This is a genomic window from Actinorugispora endophytica, from assembly GCF_004363075.1.
Lineage (GTDB): Bacteria > Actinomycetota > Actinomycetes > Streptosporangiales > Streptosporangiaceae > Actinorugispora > Actinorugispora endophytica.
This window is the reverse complement of record NZ_SNYN01000033.1, coordinates 14,086-35,030: the sequence shown is the minus strand read 5'-3', so window position 1 is coordinate 35,030 and position 20,945 is coordinate 14,086. Positions and strand designations below refer to the sequence as shown.

Genomic DNA, 20,945 nt, shown 5'->3' with positions numbered 1-20,945 from the left:
CCCGACCAACCCCCCACCACCCACACCCGCTGGATCGAAACCGAATTCGACAACCGGATCGAGCCCTACCAGGGCATCGTCGAGACCACCGAGGAGGCCCCCCGCCAGAAGGTCACCGTCGAGGTCGACGGACGACGCGTCGAGGTGACGCTACCCGCCGGGCTCGGCACGGCCCCCGACCCGGCCCCGGGCACCCGAAAGACCGCCAGACGCGGCGACTCCCGCACCAAGACCCCCCCGGCAGGCGGCGACGCCCTCACCTCCCCCATGCAGGGCACCATCGTCAAGGTCACCGCCGAGAACGGCCGACAGGTCACCGAAGGCGACACCGTCGTCGTCATCGAGGCCATGAAGATGGAACAACCCCTCACCGCCCACAAGACCGGAACCGTCACCGGCCTGTCCGTGGGCGCGGGCGAGACGGTCGGCAGCGGCACCGTCATCTGCGAGATCAGGAGCGCCTGACGCCGTCCACGCCCCCGCTCCTCGGCGGGGGCCGCCGAACCGGACGGTCGGGGACCTCCCGGCGGATCACCGTGACGAAAACGTCCCTCCGAGGGTGGGAATAAAACGTCTTGTCCGGTTATTGTGATGTCTCGTGAGCAATCTCTGGGGACTGACCCGACGGCGGCACATCGACCTGTGCCGCCTCGTCAGCCACGCGTGTCGCCAGCTCCTGACCTTCCGCCAGTAGAGCACCGCGTCGCACAGCGCCCGCCGCCGAACCCGGCCGAGGGCGCCCACCCACCCCCCAAGAGCCCAGAAGCCCCGTCCCACCCGACCCTTCTGTGCGCCTCCCGAGATCCTGGAGCCCCTTCGTGCTGTCCGCACTCCGTCGCGTTCCATTCGCGATCCAAGTACTCCTCGCACTCGTCCTGGGCATAGCCCTGGGCATCGTCGCCCGCCAGATCGGTCCTGTCGGCCCGGACGCCGACCCCAACTGGCTGGCCGTCACCCTGGACACCGTCGGCTCCACGTTCGTCGCGCTGCTGCGCACGATCGTGCCGCCGCTGATCCTGCTCGCGGTCATCGCCTCCATCGCCAACCTGCGCAACGTCACCAACGCCGCCCGGCTGGCCCTGCGGACCCTGCTGTGGTTCGCCGCGACCGCGCTCGTCGCGGTGGCCATCGGCATCGGGCTGGGCCTGACCATACGACCGGGTCTGGGCACCGGGATCGACCCGGAGACCGCGGCCGAGCCCGGCAGCACCGGCTCGTGGCTGGCCTTCCTCGACAGCATCGTCCCCACGAACTTCCTGGGCCTGACCGCCGGCACCTCCGACGACGGCACCGGCGCGCTGAGCACCTCACTGGACTTCAACGCCCTCCAGCTGATCGTGATCGCCATCGCGATCGGCATCGCCGCGGTGCGCGTCGGCAAGGCCGCCGAGCCGTTCCTCGCCTTCACCCAGTCCGCCCTCGAGGTGGTCCTCAAGGTGCTGTGGTGGGTGATCCGGCTGGCCCCGCTGGGCACCGTGGGCCTGCTCGGCAACGCCGTCTACAGCTACGGCTGGACCACCATCGGCGCTCTCGGCAAGTTCGCGATCGCGATCTACGTCGGCCTGGTCCTGGTGCTGTTCGTCGTCTACCCGCTGCTGGCCCTGGCCAGCGGCCTGTCCCCGGTCAAGTACTTCACCGGTGTGTGGCCCGCCGTGCAGCTCGGCTTCGTCTCGCGCTCCTCGATGGGCACCCTGCCGGTCACCCAGCGCGTCGCCGAGGTCAACTTCGGCGTGCCCCGCGCCTACGCCTCCTTCGCGGTCCCCTTCGGCGCGACCACCAAGATGGACGGCTGCGCCGCGATCTACCCGGCGATCGCGGCGATCTTCATCGCCCAGTTCTTCGGCGTCGACCTGAGCATCACCCAGTACCTGCTGATCGTGTTCGTCTCGGTGATCGGCTCGGCGGCCACCGCGGGCACCACCGGCGCGACCGTCATGCTCACCCTGACCCTGTCCACCCTCGGCCTGCCGCTGGAGGGCGTCGGCCTGCTGCTGGCCGTCGACCCGATCCTGGACATGGGCCGCACCGCCACCAACGTCGCGGGCCAGGCCCTGATCCCGGCCCTGGTCGCCAAGCACGAGGGCATCCTCGACGTGGAGCGCTTCCACGCCCCGCGCGGCCTCGACGGCTTCGTCCCGGTGGACGAGCCCGTTCCCGCCGCGAAGGCCGACGACGCGCCCCCTGAGGAGCAGTCCACCGAGGAGCGGTCCGAGGCACGGGTCGGCGGCTCCGACTAGGGTCCCCGAACCGTTTCCCGCTGATCTTGGCCTTTTCGGGGTCTCAACCGATTCTGAGACCCCGAAAAGGTCAAGATCAGCGGGAAACCACCGCGAACCTCAGACGTGGGGCGCTAGAGGACCGAGACCGCGAAGAGCCACAGGGCGTAGCCGGCCCCGGCCGCGCCGAGGACGCCGAAGCCCAGTTCGGCCGCGCGCAGCAGGGCCGCCAGCCCGCGCTCCCGGGCCTCCTCCCCGGCCAGGAGCGCGGGCCGCTCCTCCTCCAGCCGGGCGATGTCCCCGTTCACACCGTCCAGGGCGGCCAGGACCCGCTCGCGCGCGGCCGCGTCCCCCCGCTCCGCGGCCGCGAAGCCCTCCGCGAGCAGCCCCTCCTTCCGCTCCAGGAGGTCGATGAGCGCGGACGACTCCCGCAGGTCGACGCGGTTGCGCGCGGCGCGCCGGACACCGGTCTCGGTCACCTGCGTCAACCCGTCCCAGGCCCGGAGCACGGTCCACGCCGAACCGAGCAGGACCACCGCGAAGACGATCACCCACATGCCGGTTTCTCCTCTGTCGTCGAGAAAAGCGACGCCCTACTGCTGGGGTCCACGTCTCGTCCCCTGCTGCTGCCGGGACCGCTCCGGTCTGCTCCCCGTAGCCCTCCGGGGCCTCTCGGGAGTCCCGAGCGGCAGCGGCAGCTGCCCGGGGAAGTCCAGGGACCCGCTTCCCGGCGCCGCCCCCGCGGCCGGGACGACCGACCGGCTCTCCCCTTCTCCCCGCTGGGGGGTCCCCCGGCCCTGCTGTTCCCGGAGCTTCTCCTCGACGACCCGCGCCAGCCTCTCCGTCTCGGCGCGCACCGAGTCGTACTCCGCCTTCAACTCGGCGATGATCGCCCGCTGGTTCTCGAAGAAGGAGCTCGCGACGACCTCGTCGACCCTTCCGAGGATGTGGCGCGCCTTGTCGGCCGCGATCGGGCCGAGCCCCTCGTCGACGGCCAGCCTCCCCGACTCGTCGAGTCTCCCGACCGCGCCGAGCACCTGCCTGGTCTCCTCCAGGTTGCTCAACTGCAGCTGCACCAGGCTCAGATAGGCCTCGGAGTCGCTGATCCCCGCCCCGGTCCTGTACAGAAGGGGCCTGGCGCCCTCCAGCGCCAGCTTCTGCTCCTCGTAGAAGCCCTCGATCTCGCCTTGCAGGTTCCGCAGATCGGATTCGAGCTTCGTCTTCTGGTTGCGGAACTCCAGTTCTCTGGCACCCGGTCTTCCCGTCAGCCAGTAGGAGGCGTCCCTCCGGTTCCCGAGAACACCCGCCGAGCTCTTCTGCGCCTCGTAGTCGAGCTTCGCCGCCTCCTCCCCGCGCTCCTGGTTCAGCTTCTTGACCTGGTACCAGGTCAGGACTCCGGAGATCCCGACCACGCTGGCGAAGACGACGGAGTTCCAGCCCGCCAGATTCGACAGAACGGCGATGACAGCGTCCAAGAGGATCTCCAGACCTCATCGGGAACGGCTTCAGCCCGTTCCACCGAGCAGCACGAGCCCCACGAGAAGGCACACGAGGACCAGCAGGTCCGGGACGAGGCGCGAGAACCTCCGAAGACCTCCGCCTTCTCCCGGCGCGTGGGCCCCTCGGCCACCGGGGGAGACGCGGGAGATCCCGGCCCGCGCGGCCGCCAACCGGGGCAGGCCGACCCCGTCGGCACGCCCGCGCCCGCGTCCGGTCCGGAGCCGCGACTCCTCGTCCTCGGCTCCGATCAGCGCCCTGGCGATCTCGCCACCGGCGTCCGAGACCGCCCTGGACGCGGCGATCGGCGAACCGGCACCCGGCCCGCCCTCGTCCCAGTAGACCCCCGCCCGGAAGGAGAGGACCCGGAGGACCAGGTGCAGAGCGGACACGACGGTGACCAGGAGAGCCACCCAGTAGATGTCAACCACCCCTAACCGGGGACGTTCTCGGAACCACCGCTCTCACACCCCCGTCCCGGGCCTCTGCCCGGGCCCCCGCTCCCCCGTACGGACCCGCCTTCCCGGACGGCTCCTCGAGATCCTCTCCACCGCGGCCGCCAGCCACCCCTCCTCCCCCGGAGCGGGGTTCTCGGCGCTCCTCTTCCTCACCTCGTCGAGGAGTGTCTTCGACCAGGGGTCGTCCTCGACGACCCGCTCGAACGCCGTTCCCATCACCCTGAGCTCGTTCTCGGTGCCCCGGATCCTCATCTGGTTGGCGGCGGCCTTCTCGGAGAGGTTCTTCGCCCGCGCCACGTTCTCGACGAACGGCCGGCTCTCCTCCTCCAGGACCGCCTTGACGTCCTCCAGTCCCTGTATCCCGGCCTTGACCTCCTGGATGCCGACGTTCAACCCCTCGATCCGCTCCGCCTCCGCCGCGACGAGCCTGTCGAACTGGTCGGCCACCACCGTCGGGACGAAGCGGCTCCGGCTCGCGTCGAAGTCGTCGTCGAACAGCCTCTCGGCCTTGAGGTCCTCGAGTGTGTACGGCACCGGGACCGGCCCTTCCAGGCCCGGCACCGAGGTCCTGGGCCGCGTCTTCCAGGGACGCAGGCGCTCCCTCTCGGGAGCGAGCACGCCCGTCTCGTAGAACTCCCTCTGGATCCTGCTCTCCCGCTTGACGCGGATGTTCCACCCCGCGACGGTCACCGCGCACGCGATCGCGATGGCGAACCCCGCGGCGACCACACCACCGGAGAGCCCCAGCGCGTTGAGCAGAGGTCCGATGGGAGGCATCCGCCGGTCCTTTCGGTCGCCTGTCGACGAGACTTCGAACAAACAGTGCCAGATCAGGGTGGAATAATGAAGAAAATCACTTAAATAACAGTGTGTCCCCATCTCGGGCCGAGTCCCCGTGAGAACGCCGGCGCGCCGCCGGACAGCGGGCCCCGTCGAGAAGCACCAGGCCGCGTGCCTAATATGAGCCGCATGCCCTTCTTGCGGATCCTGGCCGTGTGCGCGGCCTCCGTCCTGGCCCTTCCGCTTCTCGGAAGCACCGCCGCGCAGGCGCAGGAGCGTCCCGAGAGCTACGCCGCGTACGTCGCCGGCCGTCTGGCCGAGGATCCCGTGTACGTCAGCGACCACTACGCGGGCGAACTGGACCTGGACGCGGCCCGCGAGCACGTCCGCGCCTCGGTGGCCCGCCTGGGCGTCCCCGCCTACGTGGCCGTGCTGCCCCGGAGCGCGGGCGGCGACTTGCTCGACGGGGGCTTCCTCGCCGCGGTGCACGACCGGCTCGGCGAGGACGGGGTGTACCTGCTCCTGGAGCACAGTGGAGCCACCTCGGAGGCGGCCGCCTACGGGACGGACCTCCCCATCGAGGACGCGGCCCTCGAAGCCCTGTTCGCGCTGGAGTACGACACCCCGGTGACCGTCGTGGTCGACCGGATCGTGGACACCGCCCTGTCGGGAGAGACCGAGGCGCGGATGCGGGACGCCAGTGACAGCGCCCGCTACGAACCCGCCCCGTTCAGTCTCGGAAACCCCTTCCAAGGACTGCTCGACGACCTGGACTCCGACACGTCGGCCGGGCGGGCCAACCAGGAGTTCCTGACGGGGACCTCACTGGGCGCCGCGGTGGTGTTCGCCTGGCTGTGGTTGAGGTTGCGACCCGGGCGGCGCCGGAGCCGCGCGGCGGCGAACCGGGGAGGGAGCATCCGATGAGGCTTCTGCCCGCGGCGGCCCGCGCCACCACCTGCGCCACCGCCTGCGCCGCCGTCCTTCTGGCCCTCCCGGCCCCCGCCGCGGCCGTCGAACTCCTCCCGGAACCGCCCTACGTGCGCGACACCGAGCGCGTCGAGCGGATCGCGGCGGGGCTGCGCGAGGACCCGCTGTTCGTCGACCCCTCCGCCACCGGCCTGCTGGGCCAGGGGGAGGTCGCGGCGATCGGCCGCGCCCTGGCGGACCAGTCCGTGCCCGTCCGCGTGCTCGTCGTCCCCTCGTTCCCCTACGACGAGTCCGGCGGCGACAGCGAGGTCCTGATGCACGCCGTCAACCACGCCATGGGCGGCGAGGGCGGCGTCTACGTCACCGTGAACACCATCGGGCTGCCCGAGGACCGGTACCTCCTCGACACCGCTGTCATCGACGTCCCCGTCGACCCCCACGACCTGGTCTCCCACTCGGAGGAGCACGAGGACGTGGACCGGCTCCTGACGCTCCTGGACTCGGTGCGCACCGCCGCGCCCGCCCCCACCTCCAGCCCCACCCCCTCCGCGGTCGAGTGGGAGTTCGAGGACCGCGCGGAGGAGGAAGAGGAGGAGGCGTCCCTTCTCCCCCACCCGTTCAGCGGCGACTTCTGGCCCGGCCTGCTCATCATCGGGCCGGCCGTCGGCGCGATGCTGTACGGCACGGCGCTCCTTGCCGGGATGGGCCTGCGCTCCGCCTCGGCGGAGGCCGGACGGCGCCGTGTGTACCGCGCGTGGGACCGCGACCTGCCCAAGGCCGTCAGGGCGCGCCGCGCGCCCTACGCCCCGAGCGCCCGGTGGCTGGGCCAGACCCTGAACGCCGAACTGCGCCGCCTCTCGCACGACCTGAAGGCGGGTTCCGGGCATCCGGGCCGGGACGCGGCGGCGCGCTCCTTCGACGCGGCCTCCCTGATCGCGTCCTCCGACGCCCCCCCGGCGCAGGACCTCGTCGGCGCGATCGTCGTGGCCCGCCAAGGGCGCTCCGCTCTGGCCTCCGACAACGGGGCACCCGTCCGGGGCGCGTGCATGGCCAACCCGCTGCACGGCGCCCCCACCACGGCCGGGAAGCAGGCGCGCCTGCCCGGCCGCGCGTCGTTCGAACCGGTCTGCGGCCTGTGCGCCACGCGGCCCAAGCCGCCCCGCGTACTGCGCCTCGACGGAGGCCAACACCACCGGAACGCGAGCCTGTGGACCGGGAGCCGGTACGGCTACACCGGATCCGACCTGGCCCGACGAGTACTCGAGGAACTCGATGTCCACTGACCGCATCCTGGCCGTGCTCCTGGCCGCCCTGCTGTGGCCGCTGCTCGCGGCTCCGGCCGCGCACGCCGATCCCGCCCCCTCCCCCGCCTCCACCAGCCCCGCCTCCGCCGTCGCCGCCGAACTCCGGCAGCGCCCCGTGTACGTCGACCCGTCCCTGCGCTCCCTGTTGAGCGAGACCGAGCAGGCCGCGCTGGAGGAGCGGATCGCCTCGACCGGCCAACCCGTCTACGTCGTCGTCGTGCCGCTCGTCCAGGGCGACACCTGGAACGGCGAGCCCGAGCAGCTCGTGGGCGCGGTGCGCGACCGCATGGACGGCGACGGCTCCTACCTGGCGCTGGGCGGCAGAGGCCTGCGCCTGTACGGCGAGTCCCGGGACCCCGGCTCCGCCGCCCATTACGCGGCGCTCGCGGTCAGCTCCGACCCCGACCTGGACGACGCGCCCCTTTCCCGGCAGCTCGAACGCGCGGTCGAGCTGATCGGCGACGGCACCGCCGAGGCCGAGTACCAGCGGATCGACTCCGAGCGCGAGCCCTACCCCTACGGGTACCCGTGGACGAGAGGCGTACCGCTCCCGTGGGCCGGGGCCGGGCTGGCCGTCGCGGCCGCGCTCGCCGTCCTGGCTTTCACGGGGCTGCGCGCCCGCCGCCTCGGCGCACCGCCTCCCCCGCCCGCGCACGGCGTCTTCGACTCCATCGACGCGGCGGGCCTCGACGCGCTGCGCGAGCGGCTCGGGACCCGCCTCACCGAGACCGGCGAGCGGCTGTCGGACTTCTCCCTCACCGGCTCCTCCCCCGCTGTCCGGAGCGCCGTCCAGCAGGCCCTGGACGCGCACCTGGCCGCGGGCAAGGTCCTCGACGCGACCGCCGGCCTGCCCGGCCTCGCGGGGGTCCTGGTGCTGCTCGACCTCGCCGACGACGCCCTGGACCGGGCCAGCTCGCGCCGCCGGCCCGGCCCTCCCCCGCGGCACTGCTTCTTCGACCCGCTGCACGGGACTCGAACCTCCAGGGTGTCCTGGCGCGGGCTCGGCTCGCGGCGCAAGGCCTCCGTGTGGGCCTGCTCCAAGTGCGCCGACGACCTGAGGCGACACCGGGAGCCCGAGGTGCTGCCCGTCCTCGTCGACGGCCGACGCGTCGCGTACTACGACGTCCCCCACGAGGACAGCGTGTGGGCGGCCACCGGCTACGGCACCCTCCGCGACGACCTGGTCCAGCGGGTGCTGCGCGGGGACCCGGTCCACTGAGGGGGCCGCTGTCGACGGTCCGGTGAGTCGCCTCCGCCCACTCCCCTCTCGGGGAGGAGCGCGGATAGGCTGCAAAAAGGCGTGGAAGTCACACCGGGCCCTTCAGGGAACCAAAGCCTCCCTCCCATTCGTCACAGGGGTGTGAAGGAGGCGAGAGGAACGATCATGTTGCGCCGATTGGTAACACCCTCACTGCTCGCCGCAGTGGCCACAGTTCTCATGGTTGCCGCACCGGCGAACGCGGCTCCCAGCGCGGGCGAGGTCGCCAGCGCGCTGAACAGCTCCAACGTCTACGTCGACCCCGCTGCCACCGACGTCTCCGCCGGTGACGCGGATCTGATGAGCCAGGCCGCCGAGAACGTCGACACCCCGGTCTACTTCGTGGTGCTCCCCGACGACGGCACCTACGACTCCCAGGCCCAGCTCGGTTCCTTCATGGCCGACGTGCAGAGCGACGTCGGCGACGGTTCCTTCCTGGTCTTCGTCGGCAACACCACCGCGGCGGACTCCACCGTCCTGAGCCCCGGCGACGTGGCGGAGGCCGAGGCCGCCGCCCAGCAGATGGGCAACGTCACCGACGCCTCCGTGGCCTTCGCCAACGAGGCCGAGTCCCAGGCCGACGCCGCGGCCAGCTCCGGCGTCTTCGGCATGGTGCTGCTGGGCCTGCTCGCCCTCGCGGTGGTCGGCGGCGGCCTCTTCCTCCGCAGCTCCAAGAAGAAGCGCGAGGCCAAGGCCGCGCGGGAGCTGGAGGAGATCAGGAAGATGACCACCGAGGACGTCGTCCGGCTCGGCGAGGACATCGCCCGCCTGGAGATCGACCTCGGCACGGTGGACGAGGCCACCCGCACCGACTACACCCACGCGATGGACTCCTACGACCGCGCCAAGACCGAACTTGACACCATCCAGCGGCCCGAGCAGGTCCAGCAGGTCACCAACGCGCTGGAGGACGGCCGGTACTACATGACCGCCACCCGCGCGCGGATGGCGGGCGACCCGGTCCCCGAGCGCCGCGCGCCCTGCTTCTTCAACCCGCAGCACGGCCCGTCCGTCCAGGACGTCACGTGGGCGCCGATGGGCGGCACGCAGCGCTCGGTCCCGGCCTGTCGCGCCTGCTCCAGCGATGTCCTGTCCGGCGCGCACCCCGACGTGCGCATGGTCGAGGTCGGGGGCCACCGGCGCCCGTACTACGACGCCGGTCCGGCCTACGCCCCCTACGCGGGCGGCTACTTCGGCGGGGACATGATGATGGGCATGTTCACCGGCATGATGATCGGCAACATGATGAGCGGCGGCATGATGGGCGCCGGCATGATGGGCGCCGGCATGGGCGACATGGGCGCCGGCGACGCCGGGTTCGGCGACGTCGGCGGTGGCGACGGGTTCGGCGACTTCGGCGGCGGCGGATTCGACGGCGGCGACTTCGGCGGGTTCGGCGACTTCTAGCCGGCAGCGCGGACCACGGGGGACCCCGGCCCACTGGGCCGGGGTCCCCTCCTCTTCACCGCCCCGCCGCGCGGACTACTCGGGGGACGCCTGCATCAGCGAGCGGGCGGCCTCGGTGACGCTGCCCGAGAGGGACGGGTAGACCGCGAAGGTGTGCGCGACGTCGTCCACGGTGAGCCGCTGCTGCACGGCCAGGGAGATGCCCAGGATCAGTTCGCTGGCGCGCGGGCCGACGATGACACCGCCCAGCACGATGCCGGTGTGCTGGCGGCAGATGAGCTTGACGAAGCCGTCCTTGGTGCCGTGCATCTTGGCGCGCGGGTTGGTGTCCAGGGGCAGGTTCACCACGCGGGCGTCCACCCGGCCCGACTCGACGTCGGCCTCGCTGACGCCGACCGCCGCCAGTTCGGGGTGGGTGAACACGGTGGAGGAGACGTTGGACAGCTTCAGCGGGGAGACCGCCTCGCCGAGGGCGTGCCACATCGCGATGCGCCCCTGCATGCCCGCGACCGAGGCGAGCATGTTGACACCGGTGCAGTCCCCCGCCGCGTAGACGCCCGGCGTGGAGGTCCGCGACACCCGGTCCACCTGCACGAAACCGCCCTTGTCCAGGCGCACCCCCGCCTCCTCCAGGCCCAGGCCGTCGGTGTTGGGGATCATTCCGACCGTCATCAGGCAGTGGCTGCCCTCGACCGCGCGGCCGTCCGCGAGCTTCACGAGCACTCCGCTCTCGGTGCGGGTCACCGACTCGGCGCGGGAGTTCCCGAGGACCGTCATGCCCCGTCGGGCGAAGACCTCCTCCAGCACCTCGGCGGCGTCGGCGTCCTGGGTGGGCAGGACGTGGTCGCGGGAGGAGACGAGCGTCACGTCGGAGCCGAGCGCCAGGTAGGCGTTGGCGAACTCCGCGCCCGTCACACCGGAACCGACCACGATCAGCTTCTCGGGGAGCTCGTCCAGGTCGTAGAGCTGGCGCCAGGTGAGGATGCGCTCGCCGTCGGGCTGGGCGGTGGGCAGCTCGCGCGGGTGCGCGCCGGTGGCGACGAGCACCACGTCTGCCCGCAGGCGCCGGTCGCCGACGGCCACGATGTGCGGGTCCACCAGGCGGGCCTCGCCGGAGACGATCTCCACGCCCTCCATCATCAGCCGCGCGGCGGTGTCGGCGGACTGGGCCTGCGCGAGGCGCTTGACCCGGTCGTTGACGGTCTTGAGCTCGACCTTGACCAGGTCCTTGTCCTCGGGCTCGTTGCCGACGATGATCCCCAGCTTCGCCGCGTCCTTGACATAGGTGGTGCGCACTGAGGTGGCGATCAGCGTCTTGGACGGAACGCAGTCGGTGAGCACGCAGGCGCCACCGATGCCGTCGCGTTCCACGACCGTCACCTCGGCTCCCAGCTGCGCGGCCACCAGCGCCGCCTCGTACCCTCCGGGACCGCCCCCGATGATGACGACCTTCGTCACGTCTGATCCACTCCTTCTTCGGCATCGAAACAATCCGCTGTCGCGGACCTGCCGGGGCCTGATGGGCCCATGGCCTCGGTGTCGTCTGGTTTCCGGTGGCTTTCATTCTCCTCTATACCGAACGGCCCGTTCAGCACCACCCGGAGGCGTCGAGGACGTAGCATGGCCCGCGTGCCCTTGTACGCCGCATACGGCAGCAACCTCGACCCCGAGCAGATGGTGAAGCGCGCGCCGCACTCGCCCCTGTGGAACACCGGCTGGCTGCAGGGCTGGCGGCTGACCTTCGGCGGTGGGAGCGCCGAAGGCGACGGCGCTCTGGCCACGGTGGTGGAGGACCCGGACTCCAGCGTGTTCGTCGCGGTCTACGACGTCCCCGACTGGGACACGCCGGTCCTGGACGGCTGGGAGGGCAGCGACCTCGGCGTGTACTCCCGCATCAAGGTGCGGGTCACCACCCTGATGGACGGCGAGGTCACCGCGTGGACCCACGTCCTCAACGACTACGAGGGCGGGCTGCCCACCGCCATATACCTGGGACTCATCGCCGACGCCGCGGAGAAGGCGGGCGCCCCCGCCGACTACGTGGCCGACCTGCGCACCCGCCCCTGCGACTCGGTGGACCTGTAGCCCCGCGCGGCAGCGGCGGAGTCGGCCGGAGCCGCCTTCCACACCACCCCCGCACACCGCGCGTGGCAATACGGATACCGTGGGCGACCCGGGAGTAGGCTCTGAGGCGTGAGCGAATCCACGCAGGCTCGCCTTGCCCTGAACACCACCAAGGCGAAGCAGCAGTCCGCCACGGCGGCGGAGGAGATCCTGTCGCGGATCGGGGTGGACGGCTTCGACGCCGTGGTCGTTCTGGGAGCGGGGTTCGCCAGGGCCGCCGAGGAACTCGGCACGGCCGAGGACAGGACCGATTTGCGTTCCCTGCCCGGCTTCGGGCCCGAGCCCGCCGCCCTGCACAGCAGGCTGGTCGGCACCAAACGCGTCGCCGTCTTCACCAGCCCGGTCCACCTCTTCGACGGCCGGGGGCCGATCCGGGTCGCGCACTCCGTGCGGACCGGCATCGGCGCCGGAGCGCGCGTCGTCCTGCTCACCGACGGAGTGGGGTCGCTACGCACCGACTTCGCCGTCGGCCAACCGGTCCTGGTCCGCGACCACATCAACCTGACGGGCTCGTCCCCGCTGGTCGGACCGGATTTCGTGGACCTGTCCCACGCCTACTCGCCGCGGCTGCGCCAGTTGGCCCGCGAGACCGACCGCTCCCTCGCCGAGGGCGTGTACGGCGCGGTGCGCGGTCCGCAGCTGGGCACGCCCGCGGAGGTCTCGATGCTGCGCTTCGCGGGAGCGGACCTGGTGGGCGCGTCCACGGTGCTGGAGACCATCGCCGCCGTGGAGATGGGCGCCGAGGTGCTCGGGATCTGCCTGACGACGTACGACGCGGTCACCCCGAGGTACCGGCCGCACGGCACCGAGCACCTGCTCGGGGTGGCGGACCGGTACGCGCCCGCCGTCGGCGGCCTGATCCACTCCGTCCTGTGGCGGCTGTGAGGTTCGGGAGACCGGCCGGAAACACCTCGGGGGAGGAACCGCCGCGCCCCTCTCCGCGCTGGGGGCACGCGTCCCTCCCCCGAGGGGAGATGGAGTCGCGGATCCGCGGCCGACGTCCGGCACTGCGTGGCGAGCAGCATCCCGAGGCCGGGGATGGACTGTGCCGGCGTCGGCACGCCGCGACTCCGTACGGTCCGGTGCGGCGTCCCCGCAGACGCCGCGGCACGTGAGACCGCACTTCCTTCTATTCGGTTGAACCGCAATCCACCCAAGGGGTCCGGGCCCGGACTCCGGTGGTCCGCGCTCCGCCGGAACCCGAACCCGTTCCCCTTAGGCATGCCTAACCTAATCACTACTTCCCGGGTCTGGTCAAGTCACTCCGGCGGACCGCCCCGCGCGACCGTGCTCAGAGAACGGCCAGGGCCCCGACCAGCAGCACCAGCGGGACGGCCAGCGCCGCCACGGCGTCGGGGGACCACAGCACCGTCGGCTCGTCCACGAGCGGTCCCACCGCGCCGCCCTCTGCCGCGCGGACCGTTCCCGGCGGCTGGGCCTTGCGCCGCTCCGCCTCCGACCGCAGCTCCCAGGCCGCGAGTTCGGTCGGCCGCATCTCACGGGGATCGTCCCTGCCCCCGTCCCCGACCCCGTTGGCGCGCCGCAGGTTGGCGCGCACCTCGGCGCGCTTGGTCTCGCGCAGCGGCCAGGACCGGAACACCCGGTCCCCCGCGTGCACCCGGAGCACGTCCGTGACGTCGGCCCAGGTGAAGGAGTGCCACGGCACGAAGACCTCGCGCAGCGGGTTGACCAGCCGCACGCCGCTCTCGGCCGCCACGACCCGGGGCCGCAACGCCACCACGTACGTGACGCCCACCGTGAACAGCACCACCGCCGCGGCGACCAGCGAGCGTCCGTCGGTGCCGTTCAACGCGAGGTCCGCGAGCAGGAGCACCGAGACGCCGATCCAGACCCACCCGAGGACCCGGGGAAGGGGCTGTTTGAAGACCCTCATGCGGTGGCCCACTTGAGCTGGGCGAACCCCGGCTTGATCCGGCCGTTGATGAGCGCGAGCCGCTCGTCGAACGGCAGGAACGCCGACTTCATCGCGTTCACGGTGAACCACTCCAGGTCGTCCCAGTCGTACCCGAACGCGTCCACCAGTCCGGCGAACTCCCGGGACAGCGTGGTGCCGCTCTGCAGCCGGTTGTCGGTGTTGACCGTCACCCGGAACCGCAGCCGGCGCAGCAGGCCGATCGGGTGCGCCGCGATGGACTCGGCGGCCCCCGTCTGCACGTTCGAACTCGGGCACATCTCCAGCGGCACGCGCTTGTCCCGCACGTAGGCGGCCAGGCGGCCCAGCCGCGGCCTCTCCTCGTCCGCCGCGCCGTCGACCTCGATGTCGTCCACGATGCGCACGCCGTGCCCCAGCCGGTCCGCGCCGCACCACTGCAGCGCCTCCCAGATCGACGGGAGCCCGAACGCCTCGCCCGCGTGAATGGTGAAGTGCGCGTTCTCCCTGCGCAGGTACTCGAAGGCGTCCAGGTGCCGGGTCGGCGGGTGGCCCGCCTCCGCCCCCGCGATGTCGAACCCGACCACGCCCGCGTCCCGGTGGCGAACGGTCAGCTCGGCGATCTCCCTGGACCTCGCCGCGTGCCGCATCGCGGTCAGCAGCGTGCCCACCCTGATCCGCGCGCCCCGCTCGGCGGCGCACCGGGACCCCCGCTCGAAACCCGCCTGGACCGCCTCGACGACCTCCTCCAGGGTCAGCCCGGCCTCCAGGTGCTGCTCGGGGGCGTAGCGCACCTCCGCGTACACGACACCGTCGGCGGCCAGGTCCTCGGCGCACTCGGCGGCGACCCGCTCCAGCGCCTCGCGGGTCTGCATGACCGCGACCGTGTGGCCGAAGGTCTCCAGGTAGCGCACCAGCGAACCGGAGTCCGCGGCCTCCGTGAACCAGTCGCCGAGCGCCGCCGGATCGTCGGTGGGCAGTTCGGTGTAGCCGACGGCGTCGGCGAGTTCGATGATCGTCTCCGGTCGCAGCCCGCCGTCGAGGTGGTCGTGCAGCAGCACCTTGGGCGCGCGCCGGATCTGCTCCAGGGTCAGCTTGTGGCTCATGGAACTCAGGATGCCATTCGCCGCGCACCGCCCGAGCGCGCCGCGGGCGGGCCCGGGACCTGGGACCGCGTCCCGGACCGGCCCCGGCGCCCCGGCCTCTCGCGTCAGCTCCGCGCGGGCGTACGCGGGGTCCCGGCCAGCACCCTGCGGGTGACGCGCTCGGCGACGCGGGCGACCAGGGCGCGCGGACGGCGGGGAGCGAAGTGCGCGATCAGCGCGTTGGCCGGGCCTGGGACGACATAGCCGCGGCCTCGGTCCAGTGCCTGAAGAGCGCTGGCGACCACCGCCACCGGCGATGCCATCGGAGCGCCGATGGCGGCGTCGCGAGTGCCGACGGTGTCGAAGAACGCGGTCTCGACCGGCCCCGGGCACACCGCCAGCACCCGGACCCCGCGCCCGCGGCACTCCTCGCGCAGCGCCAGGCTGAAGTTGAGCACGAACGTCTTGGACGCGCTGTAGGCGGCGAAATAGGGGCTCGGTTGGAAGGCCGCGGTAGAGGCGATGTTGACCACCGCGCCGGTGCCCCGGTCCAGCATCCCCGGCAGCAGTTCACGGGTGAGATCCACCAGGGCTACGACGTTGACCATGAGCAGGTCGTGGTCACGTCCGGCCGCAAGCTCCTCGAACCGGCCGCACGTTCCGAAGCCCGCGTTGTTGACCAGCAGGTCGACGGCGATGCCCCGGCGATCCAGTTCGGCGCCGATCCGCCGCGCGGCGTCGGGCCGAGCGAGGTCCTGGACGATGACGTCGGCGCGCACGGCGTACCGTTCTCCGAGCCGCTCGGCGAGCGCGTTCATGCGGTCGGCCGACCTCGCGACCAGCACCAGGTCGTGACCCCGCTCGGCGAGCCGGGTGGCGAACTCCGCGCCGATGCCGGAGGAAGCCCCCGTGACCAGAGCGGTAGGGGTGGCGGTGGTCCTGCCGACTGCGCCGTCCATGTCGTGTCCTCTTTCGCCATCGAAGATCGGGACGCCTCCACTGAGACGAAACAGTAACCTCTTTTCCAGTAATTGCAACAGCCAAGACGCAACTAAATGCGGATCGGTTTCATTGGTGTAACATAAAAGCTGATCCGACGGAGGTATCGATGGGGGAATCCGCGCAGCGACCGCTGCGTGCGGACGCCGAACGCAGCGTGCACGCGATCCTGGAAGCCGCAGAACGGGTGCTGGGCGAGGATCCCGCCGCTCCGATGGAACGGGTCGCCGAGGTGGCGGGGGTCGCGAGGGCGACCGTCCACCGCAGGTTCACCAGTCGACAGGCACTGGTCGAGGCCCTGGCCGACAACGCCGTCCGTCGGCTCTCCCAGGCGATCGACGACGGCCGCCCGGACACCGCTCCGCCGCTCGTGGCCCTGCACGGGATCACCGCGAACGTGCTCCGGGTGAAGACCACCTGGTCCTTCGCCCTCGACCGGTCGACGGCCGAGGGGAGCGGCACCGCCCGGGCCCAGGAGGAGATCGCGCTGCGGTGCCTCTCGCTGTTCACCCGGGCCCGCGACGCCGGAATACTCGACACCGCCGCCGACCTGGAGTGGGTGCGACGCGTGTACTACGCCCTCATCGGCGAGTCCCTGCGCGGCCCGGACTCGGACACCGACCCCGACATCCTCGCCGAGCGCATCGTCCGGACCCTCCTGCACGGCTTCGGCCCGCGTCCGCGCGCCTCGGCCCCCTGACGCGGGCCGGGCCCCATCCAGGGCCGGGGCGGGAGCCCGGCCGAACCGGGAGACCTTCGCGAACCGACCCCCGGGACACACCGTGGACCACCCGGCCGACCCACCGCCTTCGACCGGGAGAGGCCCCGCATCAACGATCTAGGTCAGGGCCGGGTCCTCCACCTGCTCGTCCGCGCCCGGGCGGACGCCCTCCCACAGCGCGGTCAGCGCGGTGGCGGCCATGAGCTGGACACCCACGGCGATGGCGCGCTCGTCGATGTCGAAGGTGCCGCGGTGCAGGTCGAGCATCGGCCGGTCCGCGGGCGCGGTCCAGTGCGTGCCCAGGCGCGCGTACGCCCCCGGCGTGTTCTCCAGGTACCAGGCGAAGTCCTCGCCGCCCAGACTCTGCGGGGTGGCCGCCACCGCCTGGGCGCCCAGGACCCGCACGCACGCGTCCTGGAGCATCTCGACGCTGCCCGGCTCGTTCACGGTCGGGGGCACGCCCCGGCGGTAGTCCAGGTCCGCGCGCACCCCGTAGGCGGCCGCGACCGAGTCCAGCAGCTCCTTGATCAGGTCCGGGGCGGCGTGCCAGGCGTCGTCGTCGAGACAGCGCACCGTCCCCTCCGCGACCCCGTCGTCGGGGATCGCGTTGGGCGCGGACCCGGCGCTGATCCGCCCCCACACCAGGCTGAACCCGGCGCGCGGGTCCACCCGCCGGGACAGCGCGGCGGGCAGCTCGGTGACGATCTTGCCGAGCGCGTACACCAGGTCGGCCGTCAGGTGCGGCCGCGCGGTGTGGCCGCCCGGCCCGGACAGCCGGACCATCAGCTGGTCGCAGGCCGCGGTGATCGGCCCGGTGCGCAGGCCCACCTGGCCCGCGGGCAGCCTCGGGTCGCAGTGCAGGGCGAAGATCCGGTCGACGCCGTCCACCCCGCCCGCGTTGATGACCTCCCGGGCCCCGCCCGGCAGCTCCTCGGCCGGCTGGAAGACCAGCCGGACCCGGCCCGGCAGCGCGCCCGCCCGCGCCTGCTGGGCCAGGAACAGCCCGGCGGCCAGCACGACGGTCGTGTGCACGTCGTGCCCGCAGGCGTGCACGACCCCCGGGACCGTGGAGCGGTAGGAGACGTCCTTCTCGTCGTTGAGCGGCAGGGCGTCGATGTCCGCGCGCAGCGCCACCACGGGCCCCTCCTCGAGGCCGATGTCGCAGACCAGACCGGTCCCCTGCGGGAGTCTCCACGGTTTGAGCCCCAGCGCGGTCAGGCGCTCCTCGATCCGCTGCGTGGTCCGATGCTCGGCGAAGGCCAGCTCGGGGTGCATGTGAAGGTCGCGCCGGAACTCGATGAACTCCCGCTCCCGGCGAGCCAGAAACGCGGACAACTGTTCCCGCAGGTCACGCCCCTGCATGCGAGGGCCCCCTATTCCTCGACGATTCTGTCTGACCGTGGCCGGCCCCGGCGGCGGGCTCCCCTGCCCGGAACTCCGCGGACAGCGCGTCGACCACGTCGTTGAGCGTGCCCCCTTGCTCGACGATGGCCCGCTGACGCTCGTACGAGGCGCCGTTGTGCAGGACCTCGGAGACGACGTCGAGTTCCGCGGCGCAGCCGAGGCGCTCGGCCACCGGCGTCAACTCGCGGACGAGCTCGTAGAGGTCGTCGCGCAGGGGCACCGTACTGCCGCGCTCGTCGGTGATGACGTGCGCGTCCAGCCCGTACCGGGTGGCCCGCCACTTGTTGTCCTTGACCACCCAGCTGGGCGGACTCGGCAGGCTGTAGCCCCGGTCGAGCTGGTTCTCGAACAACCGCACCAGACTCTGGGACAGCGCCGCCGCCATCCCGACCTCGCGCAGGGTGGGAATCCCGTCGAACATCCGGATCTCGACCGTGCCGAAATCCGGGTGCGGCCGGACATCCCACCATACTTCCTTGATGCTGGAGATCGTCCCCGCGCGCAGCAGGGTATCCATGTACTCCTCGAACGCGCGCCAGTGCGGGAGTCTCGGCGCGGGCCCGGCCGTGGGAAGGGCCCCGAAGACGATGGAGCGGCTGGAGGCCAGTCCCGTGTCGTGGCCGCTCCAGAAAGGACTGGAGGCGGTCAGCGCGAGGAAGTGCGGCAGGTAGTTGGAGAGCGCGTTGACGATGGGGATGACCTTCTCCTGGGAGCTGACCCCCACGTGGACGTGCACGCCGAAGGTGAGGATGCGCCGTGCCAGCCACTGCATCTGGTCGATGAGCTCGCCGTAGCGCTGCACCGGCGAGAGCGTCTGGTCCCGCCAGTCGTCCAACGGGTGCGTGCCCGCGCAGACCAGCCCGATCGAGCGCCGGTCCGTGACCTCCTGGACCCGCTTGAGGGTGCCGGAGAGGTCCGCCTGGGCCTCCTGCACCGTCTCGCAGATACCCGTGACCACCTCGATCGTGCACTGCATGAGCTCGTGCCGCAGCGGCGGGTTGGCCGCGGTCTCGCTCAGCTCGGGCAGCTCCCCCAGGACCTGCTGCGCCTCCTGGCGCAGGTGCCGGGTGCCCTCGTCGACCAGCTGCATCTCCCATTCCACCCCGAGAGTCGCCCGCTCCGAAGCGTTGAATCGAATAGCCACGTTCACCCTCCGCGCTGTCCGGCGACCGCGTCGCCTACCGGCCCCAGACGCACCCTAAGCGAGACACCGGAACCGATGCCCGTGCGGTTCATGGCCGTTGCTCCCTCTGATGCTCGGTACACGCGATGGGTTGCGAGTTAACGGCGGGGACCGCCGTTCCACTTGCCGAGGATTACAGAAGCCCGACTCGACCCGCAGGGAAACGGCTAAGCGCGTTCCGAAACGTCGTCCCGTCGCACCGGTCCGCCACCGTCCGGACGACTCGGCCCGAACGGCCCGATCTGGTGGTCGGGACCGGCCGCCCGGCGGCCGTTCACCCCGGTGGCCGCAACACGTCGCTCCACACCACGCTACACAAGGCCCGCAAAAACAAACTCGAAGTGACCAACACGTGATGTCACGTGTCCGTCGCCCGCCGTCTCGGACAGGGCCCCGGGCCCCGGCGCGTCCGCCGCGGATAGGGTCGGGACCGCCGGGAGAGCGCCGAGAGGTGGGGGGTGCTGATGAGCGCCATGAGGCTGTTCGGGTTCGGGCGGCGCCCCATGCCGCGGGTCCGCGACGGCGCGGACGGGGACGCGGCGGCCGGGGCCGCGCGGACCGCCGCGGCCTTCCACTCGGCCTACGGCGCGGACCCCGCCGGGGTGTGGTGGGCACCGCACACGGTCCCGCTGGTCGGGGACCATGTCGGCGGCGGCGACGCGCGCGTGCTGTCCGCGGCCCTGCCGTGGGGGGCGTCCGCCGCTCTCGCCCCCGCCGACGACGGGGTCGTGGACATCCGCTCGGCCCGGTCCCCGCGCCGCCCGGTCCGGTTCGGCGCGCGGCGGACGCCCGGGAGCGCCCCCCGTTGGGCGGTGGCAGCGGACGCCGCCGTCCGCGCGGCCCTCGGCGCGGACGCGGGGGCGCGCGTCCTGCTCGACATCGGCCCCTTCGGCCTCGCTCCGGAGGTCGCGGCCGCCTGCGCCGTGCTGCTGGCCGCCACCGAGGTCCGGTCGGGCGTGGACGCCGTCGCTGATCGCGACGGACTCGCCCGCACCGCGCGCCTCGCCCTGGACTCCCCTTCGGCCTCCGCCGATCCGGCCGCCGCGCTGTGCGCCGCGCGGTCGCGGGCCTTCTTCCTGGACCCGCGCCGGGGCCGCGGACGCCTCCTCCCGCTGCCGCTGGACGAGACGGGGCTCCGACTCCTCGTCATCGACACCCGCACCGCGCTTCCCGACCGCCTGGCGGCTTCGCTGCGCGACGAGTGCGCGCGGGCCGCCGCCGCGCTGGGGGTGGCCTCACTCCGCGACGTGGACGACCTCGCGGGCGCGCTGGCCGCCTTGGACGATCCGGTGCTGCGCCGCCGGGTGCGGCACGCGGCCACCGAGACGCACCGGGCGAACGCGCTGGCCGGCCTGTTGCGCGCGGGCGCCACCGCCGAGGCCGGGCCGGTTCTGAACGCCTCGCACCTGTCCCTTCGGGACTCCCTGGCCGACGCCTGCCCCCGCCCCGACACCGCCGCCGACACCGCGGTGCGCAAGGGAGCCCGGGGCGCCCGGATGACCGGTTCGGGCCGCCTGGCGGTCGCCCTGGTCCCGACCGGGCGCCTGGAGGCGGTGCGCGGGGGCGTGCTCGACGCCTTCGCCGGACACCGCTGGGATCCCCCGGGGTTCGGGATCGCCGTTCCCTCCGAGGGCGCGCGCAGAACACTCTGACCCCGGGCCCCGGCCGTGGCCCTTCCCGGCTGAACCCAA

General features: G+C 72.4%; 20 protein-coding genes. 10 read left to right on the top strand and 10 right to left on the bottom strand.

The annotated features are described in order from the left end of the window. The coding region (locus tag EV190_RS22390) for an acetyl-CoA carboxylase biotin carboxyl carrier protein subunit (protein WP_341770574.1) at window positions 1-465 on the top strand (465 nt) is incomplete at its 5' end. Between the two features lie 353 nt (window positions 466-818). Continuing rightward, window positions 819-2,237, top strand: a complete 1,419-nt coding sequence (locus tag EV190_RS22385; protein ID WP_133743590.1) for a dicarboxylate/amino acid:cation symporter — start codon at window positions 819-821, stop codon at window positions 2,235-2,237. Window positions 2,238-2,350: 113 nt separating this feature from the next. On the opposite strand, the gene EV190_RS22380 is transcribed toward EV190_RS22385, so the two are convergent. From EV190_RS22380 to EV190_RS22365, 4 genes are read right to left on the bottom strand one after another with little or no spacing between them, the layout of a single operon-like run. After that, on the bottom strand, window positions 2,351-2,773 hold the full coding sequence (locus EV190_RS22380) for a hypothetical protein (RefSeq protein WP_133743589.1): 423 nt from the start codon (window positions 2,771-2,773) through the stop codon (window positions 2,351-2,353). Window positions 2,774-2,809: 36 nt separating this feature from the next. After that, window positions 2,810-3,691 carry a hypothetical protein gene (locus EV190_RS22375; protein WP_133743588.1) on the bottom strand — a complete coding sequence of 294 codons (882 nt, stop codon included), beginning with the start codon at window positions 3,689-3,691 and terminating at the stop codon, window positions 2,810-2,812. A gap of 30 nt (window positions 3,692-3,721) precedes the next feature. Beyond that, window positions 3,722-4,144, bottom strand: coding sequence for a hypothetical protein (locus EV190_RS22370; RefSeq protein WP_208113290.1), 423 nt, complete (start codon window positions 4,142-4,144; stop codon window positions 3,722-3,724). A 33-nt stretch (window positions 4,145-4,177) separates the two neighbouring features. Further along, window positions 4,178-4,948 carry a hypothetical protein gene (locus tag EV190_RS22365; RefSeq protein WP_133743586.1) on the bottom strand — a complete coding sequence of 257 codons (771 nt, stop codon included), beginning with the start codon at window positions 4,946-4,948 and terminating at the stop codon, window positions 4,178-4,180. 192 nt (window positions 4,949-5,140) lie between these two features. On the opposite strand from EV190_RS22365, the gene EV190_RS22360 reads away from it, so the two are divergent. The 4 genes from EV190_RS22360 (at window position 5,141) to EV190_RS22345 (ending at window position 9,847) form a co-directional block, all read left to right on the top strand. Continuing rightward, window positions 5,141-5,875 (top strand): hypothetical protein, encoded by a 735-nt coding sequence (locus tag EV190_RS22360; protein ID WP_133743585.1) that lies wholly within the window; start codon window positions 5,141-5,143, stop codon window positions 5,873-5,875. Beyond that, the gene (locus EV190_RS22355; protein WP_133743584.1) at window positions 5,872-7,161 is read left to right on the top strand and encodes a hypothetical protein; all 1,290 of its coding nucleotides are present in this window, start codon (window positions 5,872-5,874) and stop codon (window positions 7,159-7,161) included. Before EV190_RS22360 ends, EV190_RS22355 begins: the two co-directional genes overlap by 4 nt. After that, window positions 7,151-8,401, top strand: a complete 1,251-nt coding sequence (locus EV190_RS22350; protein WP_133743583.1) for a hypothetical protein — start codon at window positions 7,151-7,153, stop codon at window positions 8,399-8,401. Before EV190_RS22355 ends, EV190_RS22350 begins: the two co-directional genes overlap by 11 nt. 165 nt (window positions 8,402-8,566) lie before the next feature. Continuing rightward, complete coding sequence (locus EV190_RS22345) at window positions 8,567-9,847, top strand: chemotaxis protein CheA (RefSeq protein WP_133743582.1); 1,281 nt, start codon at window positions 8,567-8,569, stop codon at window positions 9,845-9,847. Window positions 9,848-9,922: 75 nt separating this feature from the next. On the opposite strand, the gene EV190_RS22340 is transcribed toward EV190_RS22345, so the two are convergent. Then, window positions 9,923-11,305, bottom strand: a complete 1,383-nt coding sequence (locus EV190_RS22340) for an NAD(P)H-quinone dehydrogenase (protein ID WP_133743581.1) — start codon at window positions 11,303-11,305, stop codon at window positions 9,923-9,925. 171 nt (window positions 11,306-11,476) lie between these two features. On the opposite strand from EV190_RS22340, the gene EV190_RS22335 reads away from it, so the two are divergent. Together EV190_RS22335 and EV190_RS22330 are read left to right on the top strand one after the other, a co-directional pair. Then, window positions 11,477-11,932: a gamma-glutamylcyclotransferase gene (locus EV190_RS22335; RefSeq protein ID WP_133743580.1), complete on the top strand. Its 456-nt coding sequence runs from the start codon at window positions 11,477-11,479 to the stop codon at window positions 11,930-11,932. Between the two features lie 108 nt (window positions 11,933-12,040). Then, complete coding sequence (locus EV190_RS22330) at window positions 12,041-12,856, top strand: phosphorylase family protein (RefSeq protein ID WP_243742735.1); 816 nt, start codon at window positions 12,041-12,043, stop codon at window positions 12,854-12,856. A 406-nt stretch (window positions 12,857-13,262) separates the two neighbouring features. Here the strand turns inward: EV190_RS22330 and EV190_RS22325 are convergent, their stop codons facing one another. From EV190_RS22325 to EV190_RS22315, 3 genes are all read right to left on the bottom strand, one after another. After that, window positions 13,263-13,865, bottom strand: coding sequence for a PH domain-containing protein (locus tag EV190_RS22325; protein WP_133743579.1), 603 nt, complete (start codon window positions 13,863-13,865; stop codon window positions 13,263-13,265). Beyond that, window positions 13,862-14,968 carry an adenosine deaminase gene (locus EV190_RS22320; RefSeq protein WP_133743578.1) on the bottom strand — a complete coding sequence of 369 codons (1,107 nt, stop codon included), beginning with the start codon at window positions 14,966-14,968 and terminating at the stop codon, window positions 13,862-13,864. Before EV190_RS22320 ends, EV190_RS22325 begins: the two co-directional genes overlap by 4 nt. A 104-nt stretch (window positions 14,969-15,072) precedes the next feature. Next, on the bottom strand, window positions 15,073-15,906 hold the full coding sequence (locus tag EV190_RS22315; RefSeq protein WP_133743577.1) for an SDR family NAD(P)-dependent oxidoreductase: 834 nt from the start codon (window positions 15,904-15,906) through the stop codon (window positions 15,073-15,075). Window positions 15,907-16,055: 149 nt separating this feature from the next. On the opposite strand from EV190_RS22315, the gene EV190_RS22310 reads away from it, so the two are divergent. Continuing rightward, window positions 16,056-16,646, top strand: a complete 591-nt coding sequence (locus EV190_RS22310; protein WP_133743576.1) for a TetR/AcrR family transcriptional regulator — start codon at window positions 16,056-16,058, stop codon at window positions 16,644-16,646. 138 nt (window positions 16,647-16,784) lie between these two features. On the opposite strand, the gene EV190_RS22305 is transcribed toward EV190_RS22310, so the two are convergent. Next, window positions 16,785-18,029, bottom strand: coding sequence for a M20 family metallopeptidase (locus tag EV190_RS22305; RefSeq protein ID WP_133743575.1), 1,245 nt, complete (start codon window positions 18,027-18,029; stop codon window positions 16,785-16,787). Beyond that, a complete protein-coding gene (locus EV190_RS22300) occupies window positions 18,016-19,215 on the bottom strand; it encodes a glutamate--cysteine ligase (RefSeq protein WP_133743574.1) in 1,200 nt (399 codons plus the stop codon). The genes EV190_RS22305 and EV190_RS22300 overlap by 14 nt, the downstream gene beginning before the upstream one ends. Window positions 19,216-19,718: 503 nt before the next feature. Here EV190_RS22300 and EV190_RS22295 point away from each other — a divergent pair. Beyond that, window positions 19,719-20,906, top strand: coding sequence for a galactokinase family protein (locus EV190_RS22295; RefSeq protein WP_279536636.1), 1,188 nt, complete (start codon window positions 19,719-19,721; stop codon window positions 20,904-20,906). The last annotated feature ends 39 nt before the right edge of the window (window positions 20,907-20,945 follow it).

Excerpts from the sequence above, each read along its gene's own strand:
- EV190_RS22325 (WP_133743579.1), bottom strand. The coding sequence starts at position 13,865 with ATGAGGGTCTTCAAACAGCCCCTTCCCCGGGTCCTCGGGTGGGTCTGG.
- EV190_RS22355 (WP_133743584.1), top strand. The coding sequence starts at position 5,872 with ATGAGGCTTCTGCCCGCGGCGGCCCGCGCCACCACCTGCGCCACCGCC.
- EV190_RS22365 (WP_133743586.1), bottom strand. The coding sequence starts at position 4,948 with ATGCCTCCCATCGGACCTCTGCTCAACGCGCTGGGGCTCTCCGGTGGT.
- EV190_RS22345 (WP_133743582.1), top strand. The coding sequence starts at position 8,567 with ATGTTGCGCCGATTGGTAACACCCTCACTGCTCGCCGCAGTGGCCACA.
- EV190_RS22380 (WP_133743589.1), bottom strand. The coding sequence starts at position 2,773 with ATGTGGGTGATCGTCTTCGCGGTGGTCCTGCTCGGTTCGGCGTGGACC.
- EV190_RS22310 (WP_133743576.1), top strand. The coding sequence starts at position 16,056 with ATGGGGGAATCCGCGCAGCGACCGCTGCGTGCGGACGCCGAACGCAGC.
- EV190_RS22320 (WP_133743578.1), bottom strand. The coding sequence starts at position 14,968 with ATGAGCCACAAGCTGACCCTGGAGCAGATCCGGCGCGCGCCCAAGGTG.
- EV190_RS22305 (WP_133743575.1), bottom strand. The coding sequence starts at position 18,029 with ATGCAGGGGCGTGACCTGCGGGAACAGTTGTCCGCGTTTCTGGCTCGC.
- EV190_RS22360 (WP_133743585.1), top strand. The coding sequence starts at position 5,141 with ATGCCCTTCTTGCGGATCCTGGCCGTGTGCGCGGCCTCCGTCCTGGCC.
- EV190_RS22295 (WP_279536636.1), top strand. The coding sequence starts at position 19,719 with ATGAGCGCCATGAGGCTGTTCGGGTTCGGGCGGCGCCCCATGCCGCGG.
- EV190_RS22315 (WP_133743577.1), bottom strand. The coding sequence starts at position 15,906 with ATGGACGGCGCAGTCGGCAGGACCACCGCCACCCCTACCGCTCTGGTC.
- EV190_RS22350 (WP_133743583.1), top strand. The coding sequence starts at position 7,151 with ATGTCCACTGACCGCATCCTGGCCGTGCTCCTGGCCGCCCTGCTGTGG.